19 protein-coding genes are annotated in these 21,562 nt (G+C 44.5%); 13 read left to right on the forward strand and 6 right to left on the reverse strand.

Features of this window, described 5'->3' with window-relative positions:
• Positions 1-5 precede the first annotated feature (5 nt).
• Positions 6-2,120 carry an LruC domain-containing protein gene (locus tag C1S73_RS21775; protein WP_095760577.1) on the reverse strand — a complete coding sequence of 705 codons (2,115 nt, stop codon included), beginning with the start codon at positions 2,118-2,120 and terminating at the stop codon, positions 6-8.
• Positions 2,121-2,783: 663 nt separating this feature from the next.
• Here C1S73_RS21775 and luxC point away from each other — a divergent pair.
• The 7 genes from luxC to ribB all read left to right on the forward strand — a co-directional run bounded on the left by luxC (position 2,784) and on the right by ribB (position 9,895).
• Positions 2,784-4,217: a long-chain-fatty-acyl-CoA reductase LuxC gene (luxC, locus tag C1S73_RS21780; RefSeq protein WP_038873074.1), complete on the forward strand. Its 1,434-nt coding sequence runs from the start codon at positions 2,784-2,786 to the stop codon at positions 4,215-4,217.
• A gap of 15 nt (positions 4,218-4,232) precedes the next feature.
• Positions 4,233-5,150: an acyl transferase gene (locus C1S73_RS21785; RefSeq protein ID WP_038873077.1), complete on the forward strand. Its 918-nt coding sequence runs from the start codon at positions 4,233-4,235 to the stop codon at positions 5,148-5,150.
• 35 nt (positions 5,151-5,185) lie between these two features.
• The gene (gene luxA, locus C1S73_RS21790; RefSeq protein ID WP_038873080.1) at positions 5,186-6,253 is read left to right on the forward strand and encodes a luciferase subunit alpha; all 1,068 of its coding nucleotides are present in this window, start codon (positions 5,186-5,188) and stop codon (positions 6,251-6,253) included.
• 26 nt (positions 6,254-6,279) lie between these two features.
• Complete coding sequence (luxB, locus tag C1S73_RS21795) at positions 6,280-7,254, forward strand: luciferase subunit beta (RefSeq protein ID WP_038873083.1); 975 nt, start codon at positions 6,280-6,282, stop codon at positions 7,252-7,254.
• A gap of 85 nt (positions 7,255-7,339) precedes the next feature.
• Positions 7,340-8,473, forward strand: coding sequence for a long-chain-fatty-acid--protein ligase LuxE (gene luxE, locus C1S73_RS21800; RefSeq protein WP_038873086.1), 1,134 nt, complete (start codon positions 7,340-7,342; stop codon positions 8,471-8,473).
• Between the two features lie 5 nt (positions 8,474-8,478).
• Entirely contained in the window at positions 8,479-9,180 is a 702-nt protein-coding gene (gene luxG / locus C1S73_RS21805) for a flavin mononucleotide reductase LuxG (protein WP_038873089.1), read from the forward strand.
• A gap of 22 nt (positions 9,181-9,202) precedes the next feature.
• Positions 9,203-9,895 (forward strand): 3,4-dihydroxy-2-butanone-4-phosphate synthase, encoded by a 693-nt coding sequence (gene ribB / locus C1S73_RS21810; RefSeq protein ID WP_038873092.1) that lies wholly within the window; start codon positions 9,203-9,205, stop codon positions 9,893-9,895.
• Positions 9,896-10,031: 136 nt separating this feature from the next.
• Here ribB and moeB read toward each other — a convergent pair whose 3' ends face one another.
• A complete protein-coding gene (moeB, locus tag C1S73_RS21815; protein WP_038873094.1) occupies positions 10,032-10,781 on the reverse strand; it encodes a molybdopterin-synthase adenylyltransferase MoeB in 750 nt (249 codons plus the stop codon).
• A 9-nt stretch (positions 10,782-10,790) separates the two neighbouring features.
• On the reverse strand, positions 10,791-12,026 hold the full coding sequence (gene moeA, locus C1S73_RS21820; RefSeq protein ID WP_038873096.1) for a molybdopterin molybdotransferase MoeA: 1,236 nt from the start codon (positions 12,024-12,026) through the stop codon (positions 10,791-10,793).
• A gap of 286 nt (positions 12,027-12,312) precedes the next feature.
• On the opposite strand from moeA, the gene folE reads away from it, so the two are divergent.
• On the forward strand, positions 12,313-12,966 hold the full coding sequence (folE, locus tag C1S73_RS21825) for a GTP cyclohydrolase I FolE (RefSeq protein ID WP_038873098.1): 654 nt from the start codon (positions 12,313-12,315) through the stop codon (positions 12,964-12,966).
• A 277-nt stretch (positions 12,967-13,243) separates the two neighbouring features.
• The gene (locus C1S73_RS21835; protein ID WP_038873101.1) at positions 13,244-14,485 is read left to right on the forward strand and encodes an NRAMP family divalent metal transporter; all 1,242 of its coding nucleotides are present in this window, start codon (positions 13,244-13,246) and stop codon (positions 14,483-14,485) included.
• Between the two features lie 93 nt (positions 14,486-14,578).
• On the opposite strand, the gene C1S73_RS21840 is transcribed toward C1S73_RS21835, so the two are convergent.
• Together C1S73_RS21840 and clcA are read right to left on the reverse strand one after the other, a co-directional pair.
• A complete protein-coding gene (locus C1S73_RS21840; protein ID WP_038873103.1) occupies positions 14,579-15,544 on the reverse strand; it encodes a TDT family transporter in 966 nt (321 codons plus the stop codon).
• Positions 15,545-15,755: 211 nt separating this feature from the next.
• Positions 15,756-17,162: a H(+)/Cl(-) exchange transporter ClcA gene (gene clcA, locus C1S73_RS21845; RefSeq protein WP_005435622.1), complete on the reverse strand. Its 1,407-nt coding sequence runs from the start codon at positions 17,160-17,162 to the stop codon at positions 15,756-15,758.
• Between the two features lie 785 nt (positions 17,163-17,947).
• On the opposite strand from clcA, the gene C1S73_RS21850 reads away from it, so the two are divergent.
• Positions 17,948-18,388, forward strand: coding sequence for a hypothetical protein (locus C1S73_RS21850; protein ID WP_227740570.1), 441 nt, complete (start codon positions 17,948-17,950; stop codon positions 18,386-18,388).
• Here the strand turns inward: C1S73_RS21850 and C1S73_RS21855 are convergent.
• On the reverse strand, positions 18,375-18,782 hold the full coding sequence (locus tag C1S73_RS21855) for a helix-turn-helix domain-containing protein (RefSeq protein ID WP_038873107.1): 408 nt from the start codon (positions 18,780-18,782) through the stop codon (positions 18,375-18,377). The genes C1S73_RS21850 and C1S73_RS21855 overlap by 14 nt on opposite strands.
• A gap of 95 nt (positions 18,783-18,877) precedes the next feature.
• Between C1S73_RS21855 and C1S73_RS21860 the strand changes: the two genes are divergently transcribed.
• The 3 genes from C1S73_RS21860 (at position 18,878) to C1S73_RS21870 (ending at position 21,550) form a co-directional block, all read left to right on the forward strand.
• Positions 18,878-19,786 carry an aldo/keto reductase gene (locus C1S73_RS21860; RefSeq protein ID WP_038873110.1) on the forward strand — a complete coding sequence of 303 codons (909 nt, stop codon included), beginning with the start codon at positions 18,878-18,880 and terminating at the stop codon, positions 19,784-19,786.
• A gap of 319 nt (positions 19,787-20,105) precedes the next feature.
• Positions 20,106-21,110 (forward strand): response regulator, encoded by a 1,005-nt coding sequence (locus C1S73_RS21865; RefSeq protein ID WP_038873114.1) that lies wholly within the window; start codon positions 20,106-20,108, stop codon positions 21,108-21,110.
• Positions 21,110-21,550, forward strand: a complete 441-nt coding sequence (locus C1S73_RS21870; RefSeq protein WP_038873116.1) for a PAS domain-containing protein — start codon at positions 21,110-21,112, stop codon at positions 21,548-21,550. The genes C1S73_RS21865 and C1S73_RS21870 overlap by 1 nt, the downstream gene beginning before the upstream one ends.
• Positions 21,551-21,562: the final 12 nt, after the last annotated feature.

Consider the following 21,562-nt stretch of genomic DNA (forward strand, 5'->3'; position numbering starts at 1 on the left):
TCTCCCTATGGACGGTTGTAGCACTTGTCGGCTGTTGGTGATTGGTGCCAGGTCTCGCTCTCTGTACCTCCAGACTCAGCCCAAGTTTGGAATGCAGGGTAGGCTTCAACCATGTCAATTCGTTCTAAAGGCCACTCCCAGTCTTCTACAATAAGTAGAGCCCAAGGAAGGTAAGTTGCTGTTTTGAAGTAGTTGTTTGAGCCATTCAAACTTGCATCGACACCTCGACCATACAAGGATGTATCGAATTGCTCAGTTGGTGCTTGTCCAGGTAAGTGCACTTCCCATTTACGACCTGGTTGGAAAGTAATGCCGTCGCCATGGTAAGTATTTGGTGTTGCAAAGATGAACGGGTCGTATGGCATATCGGTTATCGCAGAGCGATCAGAACCTTCTGTAAAGTAGATGTTGAGGGTAAAATCCAACAGTGCAGTATTGGTATCACAGTCAGATTCGGTTCTAAAGAAAGTACATCCACCGCTGCTGGCGGCGTGAACACTCATGTCTTCACCAATGATAAATATTGCTTCATCAGAGATGCTTTCCAGTCCGTTTGACGCTTGCTCAACACCATCAAATGTCAGTGTTGTCAATGAGGTTTCGATACTGCTTCGTGATACACCAGGTAATCGAATAGCAAAGCCATTTTTATAGGTGGCACCGTAAGCGACCAATTTGCCCGAGATTTTGATGTTTTCGACATGACCAGCCAACGTGGTTTCTGTGATTTGTAGGTCAACAACGACATCATTCATGTCATAGTCCGCTGTATATGGCCAGTTGTCTTCATAAGCAACGGATGCGTAATCGTCTACTGCTGGGAAGTGCTCCACAGCGTAACCATTAGCCGTTATTGTGATTGGGTGATCTTCCACCTCGCCTGATGTTGAACCACCATCATAGTTAAGGTCAGTTTGTTGACTAAAACGGAAACGACTCCAGCTTGAACCGGCGGTCGCAGCGGTAGAAACAACAAATGGAAGGGAGTTGCTACCCGCCGCGAGAAGCTCATTGGTGAAGACTTGCTCGCCATCATCATCAAAGTCGCCATCGCGGTTCCAGTCAAACCAAGCGGATAGATAGCCTGTTGTTGATGCGGTTACTTCGACAACGGAGCTCAAACCAGGATCGAGTGCTGCAACAAAACCAACGCCATCTTCATCGGCAGCACCAACTGCGTTGTCGTCTGCTTGCCCATCAGAATCACCGTCTGGACCAACAGACCCGAGCCAAGTAACGTCATCGACTTCGTGACGTGGACCATTTGAAGCAAGCGTTGTACTGTAAGTGTCCGGTGCGTCACCAAAGTCGATCGGATCGTCTTCGTCAATCACAGGCGCATTGGCACATCGAGCACCGTCATTTTGGCTTGAACTTGGGCCGTTAGAAACAAATTCGACCGCAGGAACAATGCCCGCTGCGATATTGGCTGCGTTGCCTTCCGAAAGGTCAACACGATAGATTTTGCCATCTTGGTTACGTGACACGTAGTAGTTGCCGTTTACATCAAAGTAGCCAGCACCAAATGTGCCTAACTCGCCTGTATCACCTATCGCAGTCGTATTACCATTCGATGGGTTGAACTGGTACAGCACTCCAGAATTATTGTCGATGCCGTAAAGGGAACCGTCGCCTGGATGGAATGCAAAGTCGGTTAGGTTCACCGTCGCTGTTGAACTAATTTTCACGATGCTCAATGTCGCATTTGGATCAGAATCGAGCGGAGAAAGGTCAATGGAGAAAAGTCCTTTGCCTTTGCGGTACAAGTAGTAGACGTGGTTGTAAACGTCACCTACGTAAAACGTGTGGTCGGTAGGAAGACCAGAAACATCAAGCGTCTCTGCTTGGAAGTCTTGACCAAGACGAACAATCTTTTTATTTGTGGTGTCGTAGCCGTAGATATAACGGTCAGTGAAGTTAAAGCCTACACCGTTAATGCCCGAAGCCAAACCTGTGTCGTCCTCTAAAAGAGTCGTAGAACCTGTAACCAAATTGACGCCATAGATTTGAACCGGGGTTGATTGGAATAGGTACGCTTTGCTTGGGCATGTGTCAAATGGCGCCGCTTGTGCATAAGCGCTCGCTATTAGAGACCCAAGTAGTAGTGATGTCCTTTTCATAATTCGCCCTCTCATTGGTTCGTGATATATGCAATGAAAGGAATGTGCCAACTTTTAAGTTGTTGATATGTAATAATTAAGTTTTCCGCTTTTTGCAATTTCTAATCTGAAAGTCAAAATGAAAATTTAATTGATGTCGATTTCTGAAAATTTAAAACCACTCTGGGGCAATCGTTAAATGTAGCGATGCTTAAGTTTAGGTTTTAATGCGTGGCGAGGTAACTTTGAACAAACTTACCACCTAAACCCCTTTTTAATACATGGTCTTTGTGGTGTGTATGGTGTGATTTTGTGTATCTAATTTTATAGCTTATGCATTGTTTTGCATATTTTGCATATGTGCTTTTGTTTAAGCGCCTGAGCTAACTTGGCCTAGGTTGCTTTACAAGAAAAGATTCTAATTAAAGTATGTTGTATTTATGCATGAGTTAATGGTTATCATTATCAAATATTTGATGAGTCTAACAGTAGAAATAACTGAAATTTATAACCTATTTAAATGTTATGAATAACTATAATCAATATAAACTATAATGCCATCAGTTTATATAAAATCTAATTAGTTTGATTGATGTAATATTATTTGTATTTTGACATGAAAGTTCTTTCAATCTCAAATTCTAAGAACTAATGTTTTTCCAAATTAGAAGGAGAGCTTTTGATATGGAAAAACACTTGCCATTGATTATAAATGGTCAAATAGTTTCTACTGAAGGAAAAGGTTATGAGATCACTTTTGAAGAAAAAAAAGTAAAGATAGATTCTCTAAATCATGAAATTTTGTCACAAATACTTCATTATGACTTTTTGAGTGATCTAAATGTAAATAATATTATCAATTTTCTTTATACAGTAGGTCAACGTTGGAAGAATGAAGAATATTCAAGAAGAAGGGCATATATTAGGACTCTAATTACTTATTTAGGTTACTCACCACAAATGGCGAAGTTAGAGGCAAATTGGATCGCGATGATTCTCTGCTCTAAAAGTGCCTTGTACGACATTATTAATACAGAACTTGGGTCTGCTCATATTCAGGATGAATGGTTGCCTCAAGGAGAGTGCTATGTAAAAGCCTTTCCGAAAGGACGAGTCATGCATTTGCTTGCGGGTAATGTCCCTCTCTCTGGTGTGACATCGATATTGCGCGGCATCTTGACCAAGAATCAATGTATCGTTCGAATGTCGGCTTCTGATCCGTTTACTGCCCATGCGCTAGCAATGAGCTTCATTGATGTGAACCCAGAACACCCTATTTCTAAGTCACTCTCCGTCGTCTATTGGCCCCATAAGGCAGATACGACAATTGCGGAAGAGCTAATTAGTCATATGGATGCAGTTGTTGCTTGGGGCGGGCAGGATGCAATTGATTGGGCCGTTAAGCATTCGCCTTCACACATTGATGTTTTGAAGTTTGGTCCTAAAAAAAGTTTTACCATTTTAGATGAACCGACCAACTTAGATGAGGCCGCTTCCGGCGTCGCTCATGATATTTGCTTTTATGACCAAAATGCTTGCTTCTCTACTCAAAATATATATTTTTGTGGGAATAACTACGAAGCTTTTAAAGATAAGTTAGTAGAAAAACTATGTCTTTATGAAAATATACTCCCTAAGTCCAAGCAAAGCTTTGATGAAGAGGCTTTATTTTCCTTTACTCGGCTGGAGTGTCAATTCTCAGGTCTCAATGTTATATCGGAACCAGATAATAAGTGGATGATTATAGAATCAGACGCTGGTGTTGAATATAACCATCCTTTAAGTCGTTGTGTTTATATTCACAAAATAAACAAGGTTGAAGATGTTGTTGATTATATCGCTAAGCATAAAACTCAAACAATTTCGTTTTACCCTTGGGATGCATCAATTAGATACCGAGATATATTTGCTCAAAAAGGTGTTGAGCGAATAGTTGAATCCGGAATGAACAATATATTTAGAGCAGGCGGCGCACATGATGCGATGCGACCACTACAACGTTTAGTTCGATTTGTGTCTCATGAAAGGCCATATAGTTTCACCACCAAGGATGTATCTGTAGAAATAGAGCAAACCCGATTTCTTGAAGAAGATAAGTTCTTGGTTTTCGTCCCTTAAATAAGGAAATTTATAATGAAAAACCAATGCAAGACTATTTCTCACGTGCTGAGCGTGAATAATGGTCAGGAAATTCATGTCTGGGAAACACTACCGAATGAAAGTGTGCCCCAAAAAAATAATACCATTCTTATTGCTTCTGGGTTTGCCAGAAGAATGGATCATTTCGCAGGTCTCGCAGAATACTTGTCTGAAAATGGGTTCCATGTTTTCCGTTATGACTCACTTCACCATGTCGGTTTGAGTTCAGGTACCATCGATGAGTTTACGATGACCACCGGAAAAAACAGTTTATGCACGGTCTATCACTGGCTGCAACAAAAGGGCATGTCGAACATCGGCCTCATTGCGGCAAGTTTGTCAGCTCGTGTGGCGTATGAGGTCATTGCTGATCTTGAACTGTCTTTCCTCATTACTGCTGTTGGTGTCGTTAATCTGCGTGACACGCTGGAAAAAGCACTTGGGTTTGATTATCTCAGCTTACCTATCGATGAGCTGCCAAACGATCTTGATTTCGAAGGGCACAAGCTTGGCTCTGAAGTGTTTGTTCGAGATTGTTTTGAACATCACTGGGATACATTGGAATCTACGCTTGCCAAGGTGGCCAATACGTCCGTTCCGTTAATTGCTTTTACTGCCAACAACGATGATTGGGTAGAGCAAGAGGAAGTGTACGGTATGCTCGGAAAGATCAGTAGTGGCAATTGCAAACTGTACTCCCTGCTTGGGAGCTCCCACGACTTAGGTGAGAACTTAGTCGTCCTCCGCAACTTTTATCAATCCGTGACGAAAGCCGCGATCGCGATGGATGGCGGTCGTTTAGAAATCGATGTTGATTTTGTCGAGCCTGACTTCGAGCAGCTCACCATCGCGACGGTCAATGAGCGCCGTCTAAAAGCAGAAATCGAAAGTCGCTCGCCAGAAATGGCTTAACGCTTACCCGTTACACCAATAAATAAGGAAACGTTATGAAATTTGGAAATTTCCTTCTCACTTACCAACCACCTGAGTTAGATCAGACAGAAGTGATGAAGCGATTGGTTAATCTTGGCAAAGCCTCTGAAGGTTGTGGTTTCGATACCGTTTGGCTACTAGAGCATCATTTTACCGAGTTCGGGTTATTAGGTAACCCATATGTGGCTGCCGCGCACTTACTTGGTGCGACTCAAAACCTTAATGTTGGTACCGCTGCGATTGTATTACCAACGGCACATCCTGTTCGACAAGCTGAAGACGTGAACTTGCTTGATCAAATGTCGAAAGGGCGATTCCGCTTTGGTATTTGTCGCGGGTTGTACGATAAAGACTTTCGTGTATTTGGTACTGACATGGATAACAGCCGTGCGTTGATGGATTGTTGGTATGACTTGATGAAGGAAGGTTTTAACGAAGGCTACATGGCGGCAGACAACGAGCATATCAAGTTTCCCAGAGTCCAACTGAATCCAGCAGCACATACTAAAGGCGGAGCTCCAGTTTATGTGGTAGCAGAGTCAGCATCGACAACGGAATGGGCAGCACAACGCGGTCTACCGATGATTTTAAGTTGGATCATCAACACGCATGAAAAGAAAGCCCAGCTCGATCTTTACAATGAAATCGCGGCGGAGCATGGCTACGACGTTACCCAAATTGACCACTGCCTGTCTTACATTACTTCGGTTGATCATGACTCAGAGAAAGCCAAAGACATTTGCCGAAACTTCCTTGGCCATTGGTATGACTCTTACGTGAATGCCACCACCATTTTTGACGACTCCAATCAGACCAAAGGGTACGACTTTAACAAAGGCCAATGGCGCGATTTTGTTTTGAAAGGTCATAAAGACACGAATCGTCGTATTGATTACAGCTACGAAATCAATCCAGTAGGCACGCCTGAAGAATGCATCGCAATTATCCAGCAGGATATTGATGCTACGGGCATCAACAACATTTGCTGCGGCTTTGAAGCTAACGGTTCAGAAGAAGAAATCATCGCATCTATGAAGCTCTTTCAATCTGATGTGATGCCATACCTCAAAGAGAAACAGTAATAATTATTTTCGATAAGGAAAGGGACATGAAATTTGGATTATTCTTCCTCAATTTTTTGAACTCAAAACGCTCTTCAGACCAAGTCATTGAAGAGATGTTAGATACCGCTCATTACGCCGACCAGCTTAGCTTTGATACTGTTGCTGTGTATGAAAATCATTTTTCGAACTATGGAGCCGTTGGGGCACCGTTGACGGTTGCGGGTTTTTTACTTGGTATGACTCAACATCTCAAAGTCGCTTCTTTGAATCATGTCATCACCACTCATCATCCTGTCCGCGTTGCCGAAGAGGCTTGCTTGCTTGATCAAATGAGTGAAGGGCGCTTTGTTTTTGGATTTAGTGATTGCGAAAAAAGTACTGATATGCGTTTCTTCAATCGTCCGACCGATGCGCAATTTAAGGTGTTTGAAGCATGTTATGAAATCATCAATGATGCTTTTTCAACGGGTTATTGCCACCCAGACAACGATTTTTTCAGTTTCCCAAAAATTTCTGTAAATCCACATGCTTATACCGAAGGCGGTCCCGCTCAGTTTGTGAATGCCACAAGTAAAGAAGTGGTTGAATGGGCAGCGAAGCGAGGTCTCGCCCTTGTGTTTAAGTGGGATGACTCCAATGCACTACGCCAAGAATACGCGATGCTTTACAACGATATTGCAAACGAACACGGTGTGGATATTGCGAGCGTACGTCATAAGCTGACTCTTTTAGTCAACCAGAATCCTGATGGTGACAAAGCAAGAGCAGAAACGCATGAGTACTTAGCAGAGTATGTTCGCGAATCTTACCCAAATAGTGACTTCTCCACAAAAATGTCCGAATTGTTGTCTGAAAATGCAATTGGTACTTATGAAGAAAGTACACAAGCAGCACGTATCGCAATCGAATGCTGTGGTGCTTCTGATGTATTGATGTCATTTGAGTCAATCGTAGATAAGACGCAGCAAAGAGCGGTCATCGATGTAGTGAATGCCAATATAGTGAAATACCACGCTTAAGATCATACCAACGCATAAAGGGGCTACACTGACGCCCCTTTCTCCATCTCTATGCGCAATCGCGCTTATTTATATAGGCATTTATATGGACGTACTTTTAGCGGTCAAGCAGGAAAATATCGCGGCAAGCACAGAAATCGATGACTTGATTTTTATGGGTACACCGCAGCAGTGGTCTTTGCAGCAACAAAAGCAATTGACTTCTCGCCTCGTCACAGAGGCGTACCGACATCATTACCAGAATAACGAGGAATATCGCCATTTTTGTCAATCATTAGGCGTGACAAGCGATATCTCTGACCTTAATGATATTCCCGTTTTCCCAACTTCAATTTTTAAACTAAGAACGTTGCTTACGATTGATGACACTGACGTTGAAAATCGATTCACAAGCAGTGGTACCAGTGGAATAAAAAGTGTGGTTGCTAGAGACCGACTGAGCATAGAGCGCCTGCTTGGTTCGGTCAATTTCGGTATGAACTATGTCGGTGACTGGTTCGATCATCAAATGGAACTGGTCAACTTAGGCCCTGACCGTTTTAACGCCAATAATATTTGGTTTAAATACGTGATGAGCTTGGTGGAGCTGCTCTATCCGACGGCTTTTACGGTGAGCGAAGATGAAATCGATTTCGAAGCCACGTTAGCAAATATGGCGCGGATTAAAGAAAAGGGTAAGACAATCTGTCTTATTGGTCCTCCTTATTTTATCTACTTGCTTTGCCACTTCATGCGTGAACAAGGGCAGGATTTCAATGGTGGCAGTGAGCTCTATATTATTACCGGTGGGGGCTGGAAGAAGCACCAAGACCAATCACTCGACCGAGAGGCCTTTAATCAGCTTCTGCTAGACACTTTTGGCTTAGATAGCACGCAGCAGATCCGAGATACCTTCAACCAAGTGGAGCTAAATACCTGCTTTTTTGAAGACAACGAACATAAAAAGAGAGTGCCTCCTTGGGTGTTCGCTAGAGCGTTGAACCCTATTACGCTCAAACCCGTGCCTAATGGAGAGCCGGGCCTAATGAGTTATATGGATGCATCAGCGGTGAGCTACCCTTGTTTTTTGGTCACTGATGATATCGGAATTGTAAGAGAAGAGCAGGGTGACAGGCCTGGCACAACGGTTGAGATCGTCAGACGAGTTAATACGAGAGGGCTAAAGGGATGTGCACTTAGCCTGTCTCAAGCCATTACAGTGAAGGACGTGAAGGAATAAATGCCATGTTATGTACGATAGAAAAGATAGAACCACTGACTAGCTGTATCTTCCGTGTGGTTTTAAAACCGGACCAACCTTTTGATTTTAAAGCAGGCCAATACATTAACGTCAGCTTAAGCTTCGGCAGCCTGCCGTTTTCTATCGCCTCTTGCCCGTCTGAAGGTGGGTTTCTGGAACTTCATATTGGAGGCTCAGAACTGCGCAATAAGAATATTCTCGTAATGGAAGAGCTGACTAATGCTTGGTTCAGCGGTAAAAAGTTAGAAGTGAGTGAAGCAAGAGGCGAAGCTTGGCTGCGAAGCCAAAGTGTAAAACCACTGTTACTTGTGGCTGGTGGGACGGGCATGTCATACACGCTGAGCATTTTAAGAAACAGTCTGCAGCGCGGGTTTACCCAACCGATCTATGTCTATTGGGGAGCAAAGGACATGGACAATCTCTACGTGCATGATGAGCTCGTTGATATTGCGCTAGAAAACAAAAATGTCAGCTATGTCCCTATTACTGAAGTTTCAAATTCACCTCAATATGCAAAGCATGGACAAGTGCTCGATTGCGTGATGAATGATTTTCGCAATCTATCTGAGTTCGATATCTACTTATGTGGTCCTGGGAAGATGGTGGAAGTCGCTCGAAATTGGTTTTGTAAGGAAAGAGGCGCGGAACTCGACCAACTATACGCTGACGCATTCGCTTACTTATAACAAGTTTCAAGGAGAAGAAATCATGAGTTCTACATCACTTTTAGAAGAGTTTGGTAATCCGCTGCAAAGAGTCGAAAGGGCGATTGAGGCATTGAAAAATGGAAACGGTATTTTGTTAATGGATGATGAGAACCGAGAAAACGAAGGTGACCTCATTTTTTCAGCGCAGCACCTTACTGATCAACAAATGGCGTTAATGATAAGAGAGTGCAGTGGTATTGTGTGTCTATGCTTAACTCAAGAACGAGCGAACTGGCTGGAATTGCCTCCTATGGTCGAAGATAACCGAAGTAAAAACCAAACAGCTTTTACGGTGTCTATTGAGGCGAAACAAGGTGTGACAACCGGTGTATCAGCAAAAGACCGTGTGACAACGGTAAAAACAGCGATCTACTTTGACGCTCAACCAGATGATCTTGCAAGGCCTGGGCACGTGTTTCCTTTGGTTGCCAAAACCAATGGTGTATTGACTCGTCGAGGGCATACTGAAGGGACGATTGACTTAATGTATCTTGCTAACCTTGTTCCATCCGGTGTGCTATGCGAACTGACCAACTCAGACGGCACTATGGCAAAGCTTCCTGAAACCATTGCTTTTGCAAAACGTCATGAGATGCCAGTTTTGACAATAGAAGACATTGTTGAATATCGGACAGGGATAGACCTACGAAATGAATATGAAAGCAGCCCAATGAATGAGGTGAGCCTAACGTAGTCAAATTTAATCCTTAACGCTCCTTTTGTTCAGTGCCTACGCTGACTTTTCCGCCCTTCCTCGGGCGGCTTTTTCGTTTTAGGGCGATAAAAATTAACCCGCAATGAGCGGGCTAATCAATGTTGCATTGAATGGTTTAGCTACATACAGGGCAGCTTGGCATTTTCATCAGATTCATTTCTCGCCAAGACATGCTGAGCGCGTCCAAAATCAGAATTTTGCCTTTCTTTGGTTGGCCGTAATCAGCAATCACTTTGATCGCCTCCATCGCTTGTACTGCGCCAACAATACCAACAACAGGAGCCATGATTCCGGCTTCGACACAACTTAACGCACCGCTACCGAAGAGGGCACTTAAGCACTGGTAACATGGTTGTGCTGGATCATCGTAAGTAAACACACTCACTTGGCCTTCCATACGAATGGCCGCGCCAGAAATTAGCGGTGTTTTGGTAGCAAAACATAGGCGATTAAGTTGATTACGCGTCTCGACGTTATCTGATGCATCGACAACAATAGTGTGCTGCTTAATCAGGCTCTCTAACGCGGTATCATCAAGACGTTTTGCAATGGTATCTACGATAATGTGCGGGTTAAGCTCACGTAGTGCATCGGCCGCCGATTCTACCTTCTTACGACCAATATCTGCATCGTGGTGTAGCACTTGGCGCTGAAGGTTAGACAACTCGACGATATCATCATCAATCAGCGTGATTTTACCGACACCAGCAGTCGCCAAATATTGGCTTGATGCACAGCCTAAACCGCCAGCACCAAGCATCAATACCGATGCTTGTTTGAGTGCTTCTTGTCCATCAAAGTCAAACTGACGAAGAATGATTTGGCGGTTGTAACGCAGCATTTCCTGATCGGAAAGAATATCCACAACGACTTCCTAGTAAAGGGTTGAGTTGAATAGTTGAATCTGAACCGTTTCGCCCACTTCAACTCGGCCGCGTTCACGTTCCAAGACAACAAAACAGTTGGCTAGGCTCATTGAGCGGAATGCACCAGAGCTTTGGTTACCCGTTGTTTCAACGACAAACTTGCCATCTTCCAATGTGTAGATACCACGTTGGTAATCGGTACGACCTGGCGCTTTCTTAAAGGCGGTTTTGGTTGTTGCTGGAATAGACTCGGGTGCTTTCCATTCTGTATGGCCTGCAAGTTTTGCCAGCATTGGTTGAACAAGCACGTACATAGTAAGAACTGCAGAAACCGGGTTACCCGGCAGACCACAGAACCAAGCTGTACTCAGCTTACCAAACGCGAAAGGTTTACCCGGCTTGATTGCTAGCTTCCAGAAACCGATTTCACCAAGCTCTTCAAGAATGTCTTTGGTGTAATCCGCTTCGCCCACACTAACACCGCCTGAGGTCACGACCACATCTGCCAATGTTTGCGCTTGCTCAAAGGTCGCTTTTAGAGTCTCTGGGCAATCTGGAATGATGCCGAGATCAACCGCTTCACAACCGAAGTTCTCGATAAGCGGTTTAATACCGTAACGGTTGCTGTCGTAGATTTGGCCTTTGTCTAGCGGTTCGCCCAGTGGTTTAAGCTCATCACCTGTAGAGAAGAAAGCAACTTTTGGCTTACGTACTACTGTCACATGGCTTAAACCAAGAGACGCAATCATCGGAATATCGCGAGGTGTCAAACGCGCACCTTTTGCCAGTACGATGTCGCCTTGCTTGATGTCGTCACCTGTTGGGCGGATGTTGTTTTGCGGCTTCACGTCAGTTTGGTTGAATTGAATGCCAGCATCCGTTACTTCTGTGTTTTCTTGCATGATAACGGCATCACAACCCTGTGGGATTTTTGCGCCAGTCATGATGCGAACACAGGTACCTTGAGGCCATTCACCTTCAAAAGGTTGTCCTGCAAATGATTTACCTGCCAGAGGCAATACAGAAGATGACTCAAGATCTTGAATGCGAATAGCGTAGCCATCCATTGCTGAGTTATCGAATGGCGGTACGTGAATAGGAGACAAGATGTCTTCTGCCAGTACAAAACCGAGTGCGTCAGCAAGTGGAAGAGAAAGCGTTGTTTGGATAGGTTTGATTCGCGATAGCATTTTGTCCATCGCTTCTTCAATTGGCATCAAGCCAGGTGCGTCGCAGCAGCCCATTGAGAAAATCCTGTGTTCTTTTGTTTTGTGGCAACTTTACCATAAAAAGGGGACTGAGTAAGAATGTCCACCTATAAAATATGGGTGTAATTATTCAAAAATCCGAGTATCCTTGTCAGCCATCCAAAAGGGGTAAAATCCTTGTGGAGGTCAATAAAATCAGCTCAGTAACTTCATTTGATGTGCCTTGGTGTAAAGACACGAACTGAGCAGCTCAAAGCGAAAAATATGAATGCAATTTTGGTTGGGTTTGTATTAAAGCGGAAGTAACAAAAGAGGAAGTGGAATGTCAGGTCTTAGCGAGTCAGCGAAGTTAGTAAAAGAAGCGCTAGAGCAACGCGGTTTGGAAACGCCAATGCGTCCAAACAACGTAAGTCGTGAAGAGAAGAAAGAGAAGATCGAACACCACATGCGTGAGATCTTAGGTCTACTTCAACTTGACCTTACCGACGATAGCCTGGAAGAAACCCCGCATCGCATTGCGAAGATGTACGTGGATGAGATCTTCTCAGGTCTGGATTACACCAATTTCCCTAAAATTACAGTGATTGAAAACAAGATGAACGTGAGCGAAATGGTTCGCGTGAAAGACATCACTGTGACTAGCACGTGTGAACACCACCTTGTGACCATTGATGGCAAGGCTGCTGTGGCTTACATTCCACGTGGCAAGATCATTGGCTTATCAAAGATCAACCGTATCGTTCGCTTCTTTGCCCAGCGTCCACAAGTACAAGAGCGTATGACACAGCAGATTCTTGTTGCACTTCAAACGTTGCTTGAGTCCGATGATGTGGCAGTGACGATCGACGCAACACACTACTGCGTGAAATCTCGTGGTGTGATGGATGCAACCAGCGAAACGACAACAACAGCATTGGGTGGCATCTTCAAAAGCAACCCAGCAACGCGTGCCGAGTTTCTGCACGGTTTACGCTAAGTAACAAAGCACTATTCTAAGAGGATGGCAAACGCCATCCTTTTTTGTATCTGCCTGAAATAAATAATGATTTGAGAATGAATACGACAAAAATCATTTATCGATTTCTGTGTTGACAGTCACAGGCGATAGACTTAATATCCGCGCCCAGCAAACGGTTGCGAAGGTTTCACTTCTCTATTCGTTCTGCCCAATTTGATTCTTCAAGCTCAGCTGATCTCGGTCAGTTGTCTTTCTGTTTTCTAATAGTAGAAAGGCAACAAAATTGAGATTTGGCATGACCACACAAACCACCATCAACCCGGCTGCTCCAGCTTCTATTCAAGCATCGGAAAACAGTTGGCAAAAGAAAGCAATTCTTAGTGTCGCGTTTTTAATGGCGACCACGTCTGTGGGACCTGGCTTTTTAACCCAAACAGCGGTCTTCACCAATATCTACAAAATCGACATGGCATTCCCTGTATTCGCTTCCATGTTTATCACCTTTGGTATTGTGATGAACTTATGGCGCATCGTAGGTGTGTCTGGTATGCGCATTCAAGACATTGCCAACAAAGTAGCACCGGGTATGGGCTACGTGGTGGGCATTCTTCTGGCTCTTGGCGCGGTTGCATTTAACTTCGGTAACGTAAGTGGCTCTGCGCTCGGTATTAACGTACTGACGGGGGTGGATACAACTTGGGGTGCTCTCTTCACAGGCGTAGTTGGTTGTTTTCTGTTTGTGGTGCACAACGCTTCTAAGCGCATGGACCAAATGGCACGCTACCTTGGCTTGTTTATGATCATCTTAATTGCGTACGTTGCGATGACCAGTTTACCGCCAATGGGGGAGACCTTGAGCGCAGCAATAATGCCTACTGATGTTGGCAGCCTGCTATTACCGACGCTAACGATCGTTGGTGGCGCAGTCGGTGGCTATTACACAGGCGCACAGCGATTGGTTGACATCGGCTTGCAAGGTAAAGAGAACGTACCCGCTATCAAAACAGCAGCATGGGCCGGTATTTCAATTGCCGTGGTGATTCGCATCCTGTTGTTTATGGCAGTGTTCGGTGTGATTGCAACAGGCGCGACTTTGGACTCTGCAAACCCAGCCGCAGACGCGTTCCGTCAAGGTGCGGGTGAGGTAGGCTACTTTATCTTTGGTTTGGTGTTGTTTGTTGCTTCGATTACCTCGGTTGTGGGTAACTCGTACATGGCGATTTCCCTTATCAAAACACTGTTCCCAGTTGTGGCTCGCAACGAGAAAGCATGGTGTGTCGGTTTCATTATTATCACATCGCTTGGCACTGTTACGATGAACATGCCGATTCTGCTGCTAATGCTGGCTGGCCTTGTTAACAGCATTATTCTGCCAATCGTATTGGGTATGGTGTTGGTGGCGACACGCAGAAAAGACATCGTAGGTGACTACAAACACCCAGCCTATTTAACGCTGACAGGTGTTGCGATTGTCGTGGTGATGGCGGCATCAAGCATGACCAATATCAGCAACTTTATGGCCAAGTTTATCGGCTAACTCAATACATCGGCCTATCTGTATTGAGTAATGTTTATCGGGCATGAGCTTGCTAAGAACAAAAGAAAACGACCTCGCAATGAGGTCGTTTTTTTATGTTTGTTTTGAAGGCGTTCTTATCAGTTCTGGCCAGTACATTTTTACATAACCAGCAGAAACCCAAACGACAAGTACCGTCGCAATGCTTAACTCTAGGAATCCAAAATCATGCAACCAATGCCAGTGGGGATGTGACTCAGCAAAAAAGGTGGTGAGGCGATGCATCGCAATAGCACTAACAACAGAAGGGAAGGTTACTGCAGCAATAGACGGCTGGAACTTCAAGCGCATCAAACGGAAATAACACAGGTAAATCAACAACGTCATGGTGATGGCGATGCCTGCTAATGCGCCTGTCAGAATTGGGTCTGGTTCGCCAAAGTTGACCAAGTACGCCGCTAAAGACAAGTTCACCGGAGCTGCCATGATCGCCAATGTTGGGCGTGCGCGACGCGGAAGAGAACCAAAGAACACCAATCGATATAACACTAATGGCAACATGAAGAAGTAAATGCCAATACACATCATCGCCAAGGTTTCAGAAAATACATTATGGCCGAATTGAGAGCCAGCAAGGGAAGAGCTGATCAAACCAACAGGATATAAGAACCAACTTGGCACGATGTTCGACATCTTGAAGTTCATGATCTGGAAACCAAAGAACAACATCATCATCGTAAAGTGAAGTAAGACCGCCACAAACCACAATGGATAAGCAATAAGTGGCGCTACTGCCGCTAGGTAGTCACACAGTACGAGTAAGGCCATGCTCATCGGTGCCATTAAACTACCACTCAGCGGGTGTTTGATATCCGCCATAAACAGACGAGGGCTGGTGGCGTATTTTAAGAGAACTGGAGTGAGGAGCAATGCACCAAGTGCAGCAAGAAATGGTCTTATCGGTTCGCCAATGTCAGGAATGTATAAAGCCCAAGCTTGTCCAAGCCCGATCATACCCAGTGCCAAAGCCGCTTGCGAAGGCGGGACACTGTAAAACTGTACAAGTCTTCTCCAGTTCAAAACTACTCCGAGATTGGATGAATCACTCTAATTTGAGGCGAGAATACTAACAATATTCATCAGTCGTTACCCTTAAATATTATAAGTAAATATCAGAGAATGGGAATTTTGTGAGTTTGGTAGGGAAATTTTGTAGAGAGATGTAAAAACGCAGAATTACTGGCTCCAAACTAACATCTTATGTGGAAGATAATTTGGAGCCGATATTAAGTTAGGCTTGGTTTTCCGGTAGGTCTTGCTGACGTAGCTTGTCATTTTTAAGCGTACGATGTAGCAACTGGCTGTAAATCGGTTGCCCGCCAAGTAACTGCGCTACGATTACCGCACCTAAGCTAGTAATGATGAGAGGCAGAATTAAGTAGTAGTTATTTGTCATCTCGATAACCAGCAAGATGCCAGTGATTGGAGCGCGCACTGTCGCTGCGAATAACGCTCCCATACCGGCAATGGCAAACACGCCAGGTTCAATTGTGAGAGAAGGTAATAACATGTCTGCGCTTGCGCCAAACGCGTAGCCAAATAGCGTACCCAGCGCCAACATTGGTGCGAAGATACCGCCTGGAGCACCTGAACCAAAACAGAGTAAGGTTGTGATAACACGACCAACAAACAGCATTACTAAGATCGAGATTGAGTAGTTACCGTTGGTAATGTCCGGAATCAAACCAATACCACCGCCAGTAAGTTGAGGAACATAAAGCAGTAGCAAGCCAAACACACCACCCAAGACGGTCCCTGTGATTAGGTAGCGTTTACGGTCGTTCTTGTGTAGAGCAACAAAGCTGTCTTGTGCGATAGTCACCAGTTTGTTGAAGATGACACCAAATACACCGAATAGAGAACCAAGCAGTAGGAATAGCCACAGTGATTGTAACTCTGGCGATTGATACTGCGGCATGGTGATAACAGCGGCTTGGCCATTGATGGCGCGAAATACAATGTTTGCCATGATCGCTGAAATGATCACCGCTCGGATAGAAATCAACGAGTAGCGAAATTGAGGGCGCATTTCCTCAACCACAAACATAATGCCTGCTAATGGCGCGTTAAAGGCAGCAGCCAAGCCACCAGCAGCACCAGAGGCTAATAATGAGTGGCGTGTATCGTCGTCTTTAATACGGAAGATGTCAGTGACCATGCGACCAACGGCACCACCCATTTGTACAGTAGGACCTTCGCGACCTAAAACCATACCTGAACCAAGCGCACCCATACCGCCAAAGAACTTCACTGGAATAACACGCCACCAACGTACAGGGCGAATGTTATCCATGGCACCTTCGATCTCAGGAATACCTGAGCCAGATGCTTCAGGCGCAAAACGGTGAACAAGGTAGTAACCGATAAATGCCAAGGTTGCACTGATTAGAATGGCAGCAAGCCACAAAGGCAGTACGCTACCGATTTCGCTTTTTAACCACTCGGTACGAGTTTCTGAAACAAAGTGAACGGCAATTTCGAAGTAGGTGCCGACAAGACCTGCTAACGTACCAACGATTGCGGCCATAAAGAGGACGGAAAATGATGTTGGCGTTGACCCTCGAGAGACAAACTGGTTAATCGCATCTTTCGGTACGTGCGCTAACACAGATTTAACAATTCTCTCGCGTTTGGTCATTAACAGATTCTCCTGAAAATAAAGTTGGAAGGGACGAAAGAAATTATACGCTGACGAGAGTCTAGACCTAATCAATAAAGATGCAATTTAGCTTTCCACTATTGAGCGGTTCAAGTCTCCTTTGTCCAAATATTGATAAATATTGTGCTATTGATCCCATATATGACGACATTTTTTTATTGGGTCGCCTTGTTTTCTGAGCAAAATGAACCATGCTTTAAGTGTAAAGCAACATGACTGCTTCAGAAGGAGGGATGTGAGGTTTTACACACAATTTGGATGGATTCAAACCCTACAGAAATTCCTCGTTATTTGTTCGGGATGCATCAATAGACTTCCCGATTCGCATACTCACGATTGAGTCACGAGGCAGAGGCGCACGCAAAAGTGCGCCTTTTTAATGCCTGCTACTAAATTTCTGTATTGTCTAAAATACAGTATGGAGTGTTGATTAATATAAAGGGTGTGATATCTTGTATTTTGTAATGGTTCTCAGCGTGAGGGATTACGCTATTCAGGCTTTATACAAGATTGATGCGGGCTAGAAGGTCCGCTTTTTTGTTGCCAAACTTCGACCTATGACCTTGTCATTTTTCTTTCAAACCGTAATGATCTTCGAGTCTCAACCTCACTGAAGAACAGAAAACTCAATCATGTCGCGTCTTTCCTTATCTGCTGTCACTTGCTTTTCACTCATTGTTTTTTTCCACACTCATGTTTCATTTGCGAACGGCTTTTGGTGGCAGGCATTGTTGTCCGATAAGCCGTTGACAGAGGTAAGAGAAGTGATAAAGCAAGGTGGTGAATGGTATGAATGTGATGCCTTCAATCAAATGACGGTCATGTGTTTAGATGAGTTTTATTATTACAATATAGCGCTTTATGGTGAGCTAACCTTAAGAAATCAGAGCATGACTTTATCGTTTTTAGCGGCATATGACGCGCAAACGTTGAGTGATCTTATTCTGAATTTGAGAAAAGACGGTTTTGTGGTAAGTGCGCTTGGTATAGGGGACGAGCATTATGATGTACGTGAAGCACTGCAACAGCAATCGCCTGAATCGGTAGATAGGGACGTCGTATTGCTTATGAATCAATATCCTCAAGACGCACCTAGAACACTCGATTGGCTACGGGCTCAAGAATTTGAAGCATCGTTGCCAAAAGTTAAGGCTAATTTAACGAGTGATGGTGAGATGCTAGAGTTAACCATCATTCGCCTTTAGATTCATTATGTAGGGCAAGAAACGTCGCCATAGCCGATTCGTCAAGAAAACCATCTGACTTTTTGTGTGCGCGTAAGTACTGATAACCAGCAATCAGTTTGCGATGTTGTGCTTCTTCAACCTGAGAGATCGTTCCATTCATGACATATTGGAACGCCAGCTTGTAAGCGGCAATATCTACTACTTCTGCTTGGCGATAGAGATAACCGCAACCTGTAGCTAACCATTCTAAAGAACAGTTTGCACGCATCGCGATTTGGTTGGCTTTGCTTAAACTTGGTTCACTGCCTTTCAGATATTTCCGAATCATCGCCTCAGAAACATCGACGCGTCGAGCAAAACCACTGATGCTCTCTTCGCCAATTAAAGTCGCTAATCGTTGGGCAAAAGACATAATTCGTACTCCAGTTCGAATTGCGAAAGTTTACCCGTTGAGCCCACGGTAAAACAAGACTAGGATGAAAGCAGATTAAGAAAAGGAGAAAACCCATGGTTGCAAAAGTAGTGACTGCACCAAACGGTCCAGAGTTTTCTGAACTGGTTCAAGGATATTGGCGTGCAGTAGATTGGGGCATGACGGCTCAAGAGCGTCTGTCATTCCTAAAGCAACATATTGAGTTAGGTATTACCACCGTCGATCACGCAGATATCTATGGTAATTACGAATGTGAAGCGTTGTTTGGCGAAGCTCTAGCATTAGAAAAAAGTGTTCGTCAGCAAATTCAAATCGTCACTAAGTGTGATATCAACTTGTGTGGTGACAAAACGCCAGAGCGTAAGATCAACCACTACGACACAAGTGCGGCGCACATTTATCAATCGGTGAATAATTCGCTTGAGCGACTAAAAGTGGATGAAATTGATGTCCTGTTGATTCACCGTCCCGACGTATTGATGGATGCAGACGAAGTCGCAGAAGCATTCACTGAGCTACATAAAGTCGGTAAAGTGAAGCACTTTGGTGTGTCTAACTTTTCGCCTCGTCAATTCGAACTATTGCAATCGCGTTTAGGTAAGCCTCTTGTGACTAACCAAGTGGAAATTAACCCGCTTAACTTCGAGGTTGCTCACGATGGCACACTCGACCAAATGCAAGCACTTCGTACTCGTCCAATGGCTTGGTCATGCTTAGGCGGCGGCGCTATCTTTACCGGCGACAGCGAACAAGCCGTTCGTATTCGTAACGAGCTGGAAGCCATTCGTGAAGAAGTCGGTGCAGATAGCATCGACGAAGTGATCTACGCTTGGGTTCGTCGCTTACCATCAAAACCGATGCCAATCATTGGCTCAGGTAAGATTGAGCGTGTACAAGCAGCGGTGAATGCGCTCGACATTGAATTGACTCGTGAGCAGTGGTACCGAGTTTGGGTTGCATCAAAAGGTCACGGTGTGCCATAGAAAGCACACTTCAAAGCGATACAAATGAACTATTGGCAGGGCACTCTAACATAGGGTGCCTTTTTCCTTTTCGGTTTGAGTTATTTTGCTCTAGGTAGCGCAACCCTTTGCGTATCAAGGGCTGTAGAAGTTTTAATCACTCATGTTTTATGTCACTAAATGTGCCGTGAATTTAGGAATAGTTGCTTTCTCAGGTTCACTCATCTATTCATATTGCGTATGCTTACCCAGTAAACAAAAAACGACAACTCTTTGTCTGTATCGCACGAACAATCTGATAGACTCCTGCGCAGATTGTTGAATATTTAAAGGTGGTTGAATGTCTTTTCCTGTACTCATCTGTGATGATTCAGCGTTAGCACGCAAACAGATGGCAAGATCACTGCCAGCAACATTAAATGCAGACGTGACATTTGCCATTCACGGTAAAAACGCGCTTGAAGAACTCGCGCAAAAAGAATTCAAACTGATGTTTCTAGATTTGACCATGCCAGAGATGGATGGGTTTGAAACATTAGAAAATATGAAGCGCCTTGGCATCCAGACGCCCGTCGTCGTTGTGTCTGGTGATATCCAACCAAAAGCGAAAGAGCGTGTATTCGCGCTTGGTGCTAAAGCGTTTATTCAAAAGCCAATTGGAAAAGATGAGCTTAAGGCGACGTTAAGAGAGCTTGTCGAACCCGATCAACGCCCTCAGGTGATCACTCCTATCACGCTTGAGCTGCCGATTTTACGTCGCCGCGATATTTATATGGAAGTGGCAAACGTTTCTATTGGCCGGGCAGCGGATGCCCTAGCACGTCATTTCGATGTGTTTGTTCAACTTCCATTACCGAACGTAAACATCTTCGAAGTCAGCGAGCTTCACATGGCTTTACGTGATTTGGCATCACAAGACAACGTCTCTGGTGTGTGCCAAGGTTTTTGTGGTGAAGGGATCGCGGGTGAAGCACTCGTACTCCTGAGTGATTCCAGTGTTTCTGATCTTAAGAAACTGATGAAGGTGCCAGCAGACAGTGAAGAGTTGGAAGAGCTCGAGCTGCTGATGGATATCTCCAACATTCTGGTTGGTTCTTTCTTGAATGGTTTAGGCGAGCAATCTGAAGTTCGATTTTTCCAAAGTCCTCCAGTTTTGCTCGGCCAGCATATCTCGATTGACTCTATTATCGAATCAACCACGGGCGCGTTCAGTCGTACCATGACCTTTGAAGTGAGCTACAACATCGAAGGCACTTCAATTCGTTGTGATCTTCTGTTTATGTTCGTGGATGAGTCATTACCGTTGCTGGATAACAAACTGTCGTACTTGATGGAGGACTTCTAATGCTGAATCTACCTGCAGAATTTGAACAATTCCATTGGATGGTCGACATGGTGCAGAATGTCGATATGGGCTTGGTCGTTATAGATAAAGAATATAACGTGCAAGTGTGGAACGGGTTTATGACTCATCACAGTGGTTTGCAATCACACGATGCGATTGGCCGCTCTATCTTCGATATTTTCCCTGAAATCCCACAAGAGTGGTTTAAGCTTAAGACGAAACCTGTCTACGATTTGGGTTGTCGCAGTTTTATTACTTGGCGTCAGCGTCCGTATTTGTTCCGATGTCGCAACGTTCGTCCTGTCACTCAACAGGCCGAGTTTATGTACCAAAACGTGACGCTAAATCCAATGCGTACCCCAACAGGGAAAATCAATTCGTTGTTCCTGTCGATTCAAGATGCGACCGCAGAAGCCTTGATGGTGAAAGACCAAAAGTAAGCTTGAAAAAAT

Source organism: Vibrio jasicida 090810c (assembly GCF_002887615.1).
GTDB lineage: Bacteria > Pseudomonadota > Gammaproteobacteria > Enterobacterales > Vibrionaceae > Vibrio > Vibrio jasicida.